The 7,976-nt window shown below is 72.1% G+C and carries 7 protein-coding genes; 4 read left to right on the top strand and 3 right to left on the bottom strand.

Annotated features, from left to right (window positions below):
* Positions 1–7: 7 nt before the first annotated feature.
* Positions 8–892: a Rieske 2Fe-2S domain-containing protein gene (locus tag E1287_RS40430; RefSeq protein ID WP_243719775.1), complete on the bottom strand. Its 885-nt coding sequence runs from the start codon at positions 890–892 to the stop codon at positions 8–10.
* Between the two features lie 310 nt (positions 893–1,202).
* Positions 1,203–2,648 (bottom strand): catalase, encoded by a 1,446-nt coding sequence (locus tag E1287_RS40425; protein WP_131970969.1) that lies wholly within the window; start codon positions 2,646–2,648, stop codon positions 1,203–1,205.
* A gap of 171 nt (positions 2,649–2,819) precedes the next feature.
* Here E1287_RS40425 and E1287_RS40420 point away from each other — a divergent pair, with 171 nt between their 5' ends.
* From E1287_RS40420 to E1287_RS45185, 4 genes are all read left to right on the top strand, one after another.
* Entirely contained in the window at positions 2,820–3,920 is a 1,101-nt protein-coding gene (locus E1287_RS40420; RefSeq protein WP_131970967.1) for a CapA family protein, read from the top strand.
* A 60-nt stretch (positions 3,921–3,980) separates the two neighbouring features.
* A complete protein-coding gene (locus tag E1287_RS40415) occupies positions 3,981–4,760 on the top strand; it encodes a MerR family transcriptional regulator (protein ID WP_131970965.1) in 780 nt (259 codons plus the stop codon).
* Complete coding sequence (locus tag E1287_RS40410; RefSeq protein ID WP_131970963.1) at positions 4,757–5,290, top strand: GyrI-like domain-containing protein; 534 nt, start codon at positions 4,757–4,759, stop codon at positions 5,288–5,290. Before E1287_RS40415 ends, E1287_RS40410 begins: the two co-directional genes overlap by 4 nt.
* Positions 5,291–5,364: 74 nt before the next feature.
* Positions 5,365–6,696: an alpha/beta fold hydrolase gene (locus tag E1287_RS45185; protein WP_131970961.1), complete on the top strand. Its 1,332-nt coding sequence runs from the start codon at positions 5,365–5,367 to the stop codon at positions 6,694–6,696.
* Here E1287_RS45185 and E1287_RS40400 read toward each other — a convergent pair.
* Complete coding sequence (locus tag E1287_RS40400; RefSeq protein ID WP_165969430.1) at positions 6,665–7,690, bottom strand: helix-turn-helix domain-containing protein; 1,026 nt, start codon at positions 7,688–7,690, stop codon at positions 6,665–6,667. The genes E1287_RS45185 and E1287_RS40400 overlap by 32 nt on opposite strands.
* Between the last annotated feature and the right edge of the window lie 286 nt (positions 7,691–7,976).

The raw sequence follows: 7,976 nt of genomic DNA, 5'->3' as shown, positions 1-7,976 counted from the left end.
GGGCGGGTCAGTACGGGCGGACCTGGACGGTGCCCTCGTCTGTCACGCGGGTCTCGAAGGCGGGCTGGCGGGCCGTGGCGGGGCCGTGCACGACCGAGCCGTCCTGGACGCGGAACGTGCTGCCGTGCCAGGGGCAGATGACACAGGTGTCGGCGTTGTCGTCGGTGACGATGCGGCCCTGGTGGAGCGGCCCGGCGAGATGGCTGCAGCGGTCGGCGAGGACGTGGATGTCGTCGCCCGTGCGCAGGACGAACAGGCCGATGTACCCGAGACGGCGGTGGACGGGCCAGCCGTCCGGGAGCTCCTCGGCGGCGCAGAGGTCGTGCCAGCCGAGGGGGACGAGGTGTCCGACCTGGTCGGCGTGGCTGGCGCCCGCGGCCTGCCGGAACGCCAGGTGCCCGCCGAGGTAGCTCCCGGCGAACAGGGCGGTGAGCCCGGCGAAGCCGAAGGCGCGTCCGGCGGCGTCCCGTCCCTGGCAGCGGGCCGCGAGGGACAGGGAGTACAGCGTGCTCGCCGTCGCCATCCCCGCCGCGTGGACGAGCCCGACGCGCTGCTGCTCGCGATGCAGCGCGGACCAGTCGGCGATGCCGGTGAGGACGGCCGGGACGGCGCTCGCGAGCCCGGCCGCCACGAGCGTCTGGGACGCGCGGCGCCCGCCGGGCATCAGGTCGAGGACGGCCGCGGACACCCAGAACCCGATGGGCGCGTCCGTGAGCGGCGGATGGGCGGGGTGCCCGAACGGGACGCCGTGCAGGGCGTCCTTGACGGGGCCGGGCGGCAGCGTCCGCCGGACGGCCGTGGACAGGGCGCGGATGACGCGGTCGAGGACCCGGGCCTGCTCCAGCCCTTCGGTGGCGTCGGCGAGCCGCGCCGACCCCTGGGGCCGGGACATGCGCCGGAATATGTTCGCCCTGCGATTCATGCCCCTCCTCCGCGGCTCTGCTGGACCCCTGTCGCGACACTAGTCTTCCGCGTTCACCTGCGGCCAGTCATACGTACCTGTAGCCGGAGGGGCCTAAACCACGGGGTCAATGCGCCCGCGCCCCGCGGAGGGCGATGGGGTCAGCGTGGCCGCGCACGGGCGGAGGGCGATGGGAAGCGGCCGGGCGATGCAGGCCGCCCGGCCGCTTCATGGGGCGTGGTCAGCCGGAACACGCCCCGGGGAGGGACGGCGTCGAGGTAAGGCCGTCCCCTCGGGTTGGTCAGGAACCGTTCACGCCGAGGCCCCTGGCGACGCGGTCGCCGAGGTCCTTGTGGACGTTGCGCCAGTACTCGACGACGCGCGGCTTCATGTCGCCGGTCACCTCGGGCGCGTTCGCGTGGATCAGGATGTTGTGGACCATGTGGTCGCGGTCGACGTCCGAGAGGACCTTCTCCCACAGGGCGCGGGCCTGGCCGTAGTCGTCGTCCTCGCGGTGCAGCGTGTAGGCGCTGCGGACGATCTCGCCCGCGATCCCGTAGGTGTCGCCCGCCCACAGGGAGGGGTCGGCCACGGGCCCGCCCACGGAGTTCGGCGCGTACACCGGGTCGCCGGAGTTGTAGTACGCCATCCCGCCGTCCTTGTTGTAGGTGTGGACGGGAACCTTCGGGCGGTTGACCGGCAGCTGCAGGTAGTTCGGGCCGATCCGGTAGCGGTGGGTGTCCGGGTAGGAGAACAGCCGGCCCTGCAGCATCTTGTCCGGGGACGCGCCGATGCCGGGGACGAGGTTGGCGGGCTCGAACGCGGCCTGCTCGATCTCGGCGAAGTAGTTCTCCGGGTTCCGGTTCAGCGTCCACCGGCCGATGGTGATCGGCGGGTAGTCCGCATGCGGCCAGACCTTGGTGAGGTCGAACGGGTTGAACCGGTAGTCGGCGGCGTCCTCGAACGGCATGATCTGCACCTGCACCGTCCAGGACGGATGGTCGCCGCGCTTGATCGCCTCGTAGAGGTCGCGGATGTGGACGTCCGGGTCCTGCGCGTCGGCCTCTTCGGCGGTGAAGTTCTTGATCCCCTGGTCGGTCTTGAAGTGGTACTTGACCCAGAACTTGTCGCCGGCGGCGTTGTACCAGAGGAACGTGTGCGAGCCGTACCCGTTCATGTGCCGCCAGGACGCGGGCGTCCCGCGGTCGGTCATGAGGAGCGACACCTGGTGGGCGGACTCGGGCGAGAGCGTCCAGAAGTCCCATTGCATGTTGTTGTCGCGCAGGTGGTTGTCGGCGCGGCGCTTCTGCGAGTGGATGAAGTCGGAGAACTTCTGCGGGTCGCGGATGAAGAAGACCGGCGTGTTGTTGCCGACGAGGTCGTAGTTGCCCTCGTCGGTGTAGAACTTGATCGCGAAGCCGCGCGGGTCGCGTCCGGCGTCGGCGCTGCCGAGCTCCCCGGCGACGCTGCTGAACCGCACGAGCGACTCGGTGCGGGCGCCCTTCTGGAAGAGGCTCGCCCGCGTGTACTGGCTGACGTCCTCGGTGATCTCCAGGACGCCGTACGCTCCGCCGCCCTTGGCGTGGACGACCCGCTCCGGGACGCGCTCGCGGTTGAAGTGCGCCATCTTCTGGATCAGGTAGTGATCCTGCAGCAGCAGCGGGCCGTTCGGGCCCACGGACTGCGAATGGTCGTCGCTCGGCGCGGGGATCCCGGCGTCGGTGGTGGTGGTCGGCCTGTCGGACATGGGCGCGGTCCCTCCTGGCTCCGTCGGCACTAACTTGAATGATTCAAGATAATGAAGCCTACATCTTTAGCCGGGGTGCTCGCCGCGTTCAGCCGGGGTGCTCGCCGCGCGTGACATGCTGGGGCGTCCGATGACGGAGGTCCAGTTGCGGGCCGGGGCGGAGGTGAGGCGATGGGCACGCGGAGGAAGGCGGTCGCTCCGGTGGCCGTGGCGGTCGCGATGGCGCTGGCCGCGGCGGCGTGCGGCTCCGGTGACTCCGGCGGTTCCGGCGCGAAGGGCGCGACATCGTCGCCGAGCGGGAACGGACCCTCGGGCGGGACGCGTCCGGCGCCGCCCGCCAAGGAGCCGATCATCCTGGCTTTCGGCGGCGACACGCACTTCGAGGGGCAGCTGCGGTCCCGGCTCGGGAATCCGAAGAACGCGCTCGGGCCTGTCGCGAAGCAGCTGCGCGCCGCCGACCTGGCCATGCTCAACCTGGAGACGGCGATCACCACGGGCGGCGGGACTCCCGCACCCAAGTCGTTCACCTTCCGCGCGTCGCCGTCCGCGTTCAAGGCCCTGCAGGGCTCCGGCGTGGACGTCGTGTCCATGGCCAACAACCACGGCATGGACTACATGGAGGGCGGGCTCCGCGACTCCCTGGCCGCCATCAAGCGCAGCGGGTTCCCGGTCGTCGGCATCGGCAAGAACGCGGACGATGCGTTCCGTCCCTACCGCGTCACCGTGAAGGGCAACAAACTCGCCATCGTCGGTGCGACCCAGGTACTGGACGACAACCTCATCCAGGCGTGGACGGCCACGGACACCAAGGGCGGGCTTGCATCAGCCAAGGACGTCCCCCGGATGGTGCAGGCGGTGAAGGAAGCGCGCAAGGGGTCGGACGTCGTCATCGTCCACCTGCACTGGGGCGCGGAACTGCAGCCGTGCCCGCTGCCGCGCCAGCAGGAACTCGCGAAACAGCTCGTCGCGGCAGGCGCCGACATCATCGTCGGCGGTCACGCGCACATTCCGCTGGGCGGCGGCTACATGGACGGCTCTTACGTCCACTACGGCATGGGGAACTTCGTGTTCTACTCCGCGAACGGCAAGACCGCCGAGTCCGGGGTGCTGCTCCTGAAGGTGGAGAACGGCAAGGTCACCAAGGACAAGTGGGCGCCCGCCCGGATCTCTGGCGGCCTCCCGATCCCGCTGAAGGGCGCCGCGGCGGCGTCCGCCGTCAAGCGATGGAACGGGCTGCGCGAATGCACTGGGCTGCAGGCGCGTCCGTCCTGAGCTCGATGGTCCGTCCTTGCGCTGGACTCTCCCATTGTGGGAGGGGTGAGGGTGGTGCCCGTGAGCGATGATCTCCTGCCGATCGGGCGGTTCGCACGGCTGTGCCGGCTGAGCGTCAAGCAGCTCCGGCACTACGACGATCTCGGGCTGCTCGTCCCGGCGTGGACGGACCCGGCGTCCGGCTACCGCTACTACCGGCCCGGCCAGGCGCGCGACGCGCTGCTGATCGGCCTGCTGCGGTCGATGGACGTGCCGCTGCCGACCGTGGCGCGCGTCCTGCCCGGGGGCGGCGGCGGAGACGGGGACGGCGCGGGCGATGCGTTGAAGGAGGCGCGCGACCGGATCGAGGCCGATGTCGCCCGGCGGCAGCGCGGCCTGCGGCTCCTGGATCGCGTGGTCGCGGAGGGGCTGCCGCAGGCCGAGGTGTCGATCGTCCGGGAGCCGGCGCGTCGCGTGTTCACGGCGCGGGAGCCTGCGACGCCGTTGACGATCCCGGACGCGACAGGCGCCTGCGTGGGCCGGCTGCTGCACCGGATGTCGCCGGACGGCCTGCTCATCGGGCTCTTCCCGCTGGACATGGACGAGGAGTTCGATGTCCGGGTCGTCGTCCAGGCGGACGACGGCGACGACGTCCTGCCCGGTGGTTCGTTCGCGTCGGCCGTCCATGTCGGTCCGTACGAGGAGATTCCGCTCACGGTCCATGGCGTGCTCGCGTGGTTCGGCGACTACGGGCATGTGCCCGCCGGACCCGTCCGCGAGGTGTACCTCAACGACCCCGCGACCACGCCGCCCGAGCACCTGGAGACCCGGGTGCAGATCAGAGTGGAGGATGCCCAGTGAGCAGCTGGTACGAGGCGGCCGAAGAGCCGGAACTGGTGGAGCACGGGCGGGTGTCGGGGCTGGCCGTCACAGGACGGGGTGAGCCCGGCGGCGTCGCTTATGGCGAGAGTGTCGGTGCGCTGTACGCCGTCATGGGTGCGCTCGGTGGAGCGATGGTGCCGCTGGAGGGATTCTGGTGGGTCGAGGACGAGCGTTCGCCGTTCGACGTGCCGCGCGACCAGTGGTGGTGGCATCTGTTCCTCCGCCTCCCTGACGGCGCCGAGCCGGTCGATCAAGCCCGCGAGGATGTGCGGGCGAAAGTGCCTGCGGCGGCTCGCGTCCAGCAGGTCACGTTCACGGAGGGGCGATGCGTGCAGATGCTGCACCGCGGGGCGTACGCGGACGAGCCCGCGTCCCTCGCCCGCATGTACGCGCTGATGAAGGACGAAGGCGTGGCGCCGAACGGGCTCCATCATGAGATCTACCTGTCCGATCCCAGCGAGACGGACCCGGCGAGGATGCGCACGATCTTGCGCCAGCCCGTCCGCTAACCGTATTGGACGGCCCGTCTCAGTGGCGTAGTTTCACGAGAAACGGTGCGACGGACGGACGGGCAGGCGGGTTCATGCGAGACCAGCGGGTGAGATCGGGCGAGATCCGGCTGGCGGTGCGGGTGCGGGGCGAGGGGCAGGGGCAACGGCCGACGGTCGTCCTCGTCCACGGATACCCGGACACCAGCGCGATGTGGGACGAGGTCGCCGAACGCCTGGCCGGACGGTTCCGTGTCGTCGCCTACGACGTGCGGGGGGCAGGGGCGTCCAGCAGCCCGTCCGACCCGCTCGACTACGGCCTGGACGCGCTCATGGGCGATCTCGAGGCCGTCCTGGACGGTGTCGGCGCGGACGAGCCCGTCCACCTGGTCGGGCACGACTGGGGCTCGGTGCAGGGCTGGGAGGCCGTGATCGGCGACCGGCTGCGGGGCCGCATCGCCTCGTTCACGTCGATCTCCGGGCCGGACCGGCGGCATATGGCGCGCTGGGCTCGGCAGGCTGTCCGGTCCGGGCCGCGCGGCATCGTCCAGGTGCTCGATCAGGCACGGCGCAGCGTCTACATGCCGGTCCTGATGGCGCCCAAGGTCGGCGAGGTCGCGGCCCGCCTGCTCGCCGCGGGGTTCCCGCGGTTGATGGCTCGACGGGAGGGCGCCGACCCGCGCTCCGGCCACCCGGCCGTCACGCTCCCGATCGACGCCCGCAACGGCCTCGGCCTGTACCGAGCGAACATGACCCGCCGCCGCCGCCCGACGTCCCTCCCCGGCGACGCCCAGAGGACCGACCACGCCCGCCCCGGCGCCGACGCCCGCTCTGGCGGCGTCGCGGGCTCCGGCGTCGCGGGCTGTGGCGACGCCCGTTCCGGCGGTGGCGCGCGCTCCGGCGGCGACGCCCGTTCCGGCGGCGACGCCCGCTCTGGCGGCGACGCCCGCCCCGGCGAGGACGCCCGCTCTGGCGGCGACGCCCGCCCCGGCGACGACGCGCGCTCTGGCGGTGGCGCGCGCTCTGCGGTGGGGCGCGTCCCGGCGGTGGCGCGCGTCCCGGTGGCGGCGACCGCTTCCGCGGCGGCCGGGCGGATGGTGATGGGCGGACGGATGTGCCCGTCCAGCTCATCGTCCCGGTCAAGGACCGGTACGGTTCCCAGTCGCTGCTGCTGTCCGCGCGCGGGCCGGTGTCGCGCCTGTACGTGCGGCGCGCGCCGGCCGGGCACTGGGTGGCGCGCAGCCATCCCGACCTCATCGCCGGCTGGATCGCCGAGTTCGCCGAGCACATCGACGGCGGACCGGAGACGCCCACCCTCGCCCGCGCACGCGCCGCGGGCGCACCCGCTACGGGCGCACCCGCTACGGGCGCACCCGGCGAGGACTCCGACGGGCGCTAGGCGCTGGGGGCAGGGGTGGTTCGGCTGAGGGTCTGGCTGGGAGTCTCGCCGAAGCGCTGGCGGTAGTGGGCGGCGAAACGGCTCATGTGGACGTATCCGGCGGCCTCGGCGACGTCCGTGATCGTGCGCGGGCCGGGGGGTGCCGCGAGGAGCGCGGCGCGGGCGTGGTCGAGCCGTATCCCGCGCAGGAGCCGGGTGGGCGTCAGGCCCCACTCGTCCTGGCAGATGGCCTGGAGCTGGCGGACGCCGACGCCCGCCGCCGCCGCGATGTCGGTGACGCCGATCGGCCGGTGGTGATGGGCTTCGACCCAGTCGCGGATGACGCCGGCGAGATGGTGCGCGGGGCGGTCCTCGGGTTCCGCGAGGCTCGCGGTCGCCGTGTGCGGGAGGCCGAGCAGGATGGCGGTGAGCAGCGACTCCTCCAGGCTGCGCTCCGCCAGCGGGTGGAGCCCGCCGGTCGCCGTCGCATGGTCGAGGACGTCGCACACGTGCCGCCACGTGCGCTCGACGATCGAGGACGGCACGAGCCCCGGTTCGCCGGAGCCGTAGAAGCGCAGCGGCGCGGTGTGCTCGCGTCCGAGGTGTCCGGCGAGATGGTCGGCGAGCCGTCCGGTGCTCGTCGCGATGACGAGGCAGCCCATCATCGGAGGCGGCGTCATCCGCATCGGCTCGTCGTGGGACAGGATGTGGCCGCCGCCCGTCGTGTCCCGAGACTTCGTGACCCGGTACTCGACGTTCATGGGGGCCATCGGCGCGCACATGGCGAAGTGACCCTCGGTCGGCGGCGTGTCCACGATGACGCCGCCGCCCCCGTACCGCACCCAGACGAGGTTGATCGCGCCGACGCTGAGGGCGTTGACCTGGCCGTCCAGCGGTACGCCCGGCTGGAGGGCCTGGAGGTCGTGGCCGACGGCGTACGGTTCGACCGCGTCGTGCAGGACGTCGATGTCCGTGCTGATGACCCGCCGGTAGGCGGCCAGGGGCGGTATCTCGCGCGATATCTCGGGTGAAGTCATGGTCATGTCGGTGGTCATGGTGCCGTTACGTGACGGTCGGTGCGAATGTGTTCGGCGATGTCCCACCATTCTGCGCGAGTGCGCGGCGGCCGCAGGGGCCAATGTCCGAATACAGCCATGACCGAACGCGGCGCGCCAGGCCGCGGGGCGCGCGAGGCCGCGGGGCGCGAGGCCGCGGGGCGCGCTCAGCGGCGTGTTCGGCCGGATGTGCTCAGCGGGCGCGTTCACCGGCGCGGTTCAGCAGGGGCGTCGGCCGGACGTGTAGGGGCGGGGCGTGTCGGGGGTGTCCGGT

The sequence above is a fragment of the Actinomadura sp. KC06 genome (assembly GCF_004348735.1).
In the GTDB taxonomy this organism is placed as follows: domain Bacteria; phylum Actinomycetota; class Actinomycetes; order Streptosporangiales; family Streptosporangiaceae; genus Spirillospora.
The sequence above is the reverse complement of the archived record's forward strand: the minus strand, read 5'-3'. Positions and strand labels throughout refer to the sequence as shown.

Coding starts and splice junctions, on each gene's coding strand:
- E1287_RS40430 (WP_243719775.1), bottom strand. CDS start 892: ATGTCCCGGCCCCAGGGGTCGGCGCGGCTCGCCGACGCCACCGAAGGG.
- E1287_RS40425 (WP_131970969.1), bottom strand. CDS start 2,648: ATGTCCGACAGGCCGACCACCACCACCGACGCCGGGATCCCCGCGCCG.
- E1287_RS40420 (WP_131970967.1), top strand. CDS start 2,820: ATGGGCACGCGGAGGAAGGCGGTCGCTCCGGTGGCCGTGGCGGTCGCG.
- E1287_RS45185 (WP_131970961.1), top strand. CDS start 5,365: ATGCGAGACCAGCGGGTGAGATCGGGCGAGATCCGGCTGGCGGTGCGG.
- E1287_RS40400 (WP_165969430.1), bottom strand. CDS start 7,690: ATGACCATGACTTCACCCGAGATATCGCGCGAGATACCGCCCCTGGCC.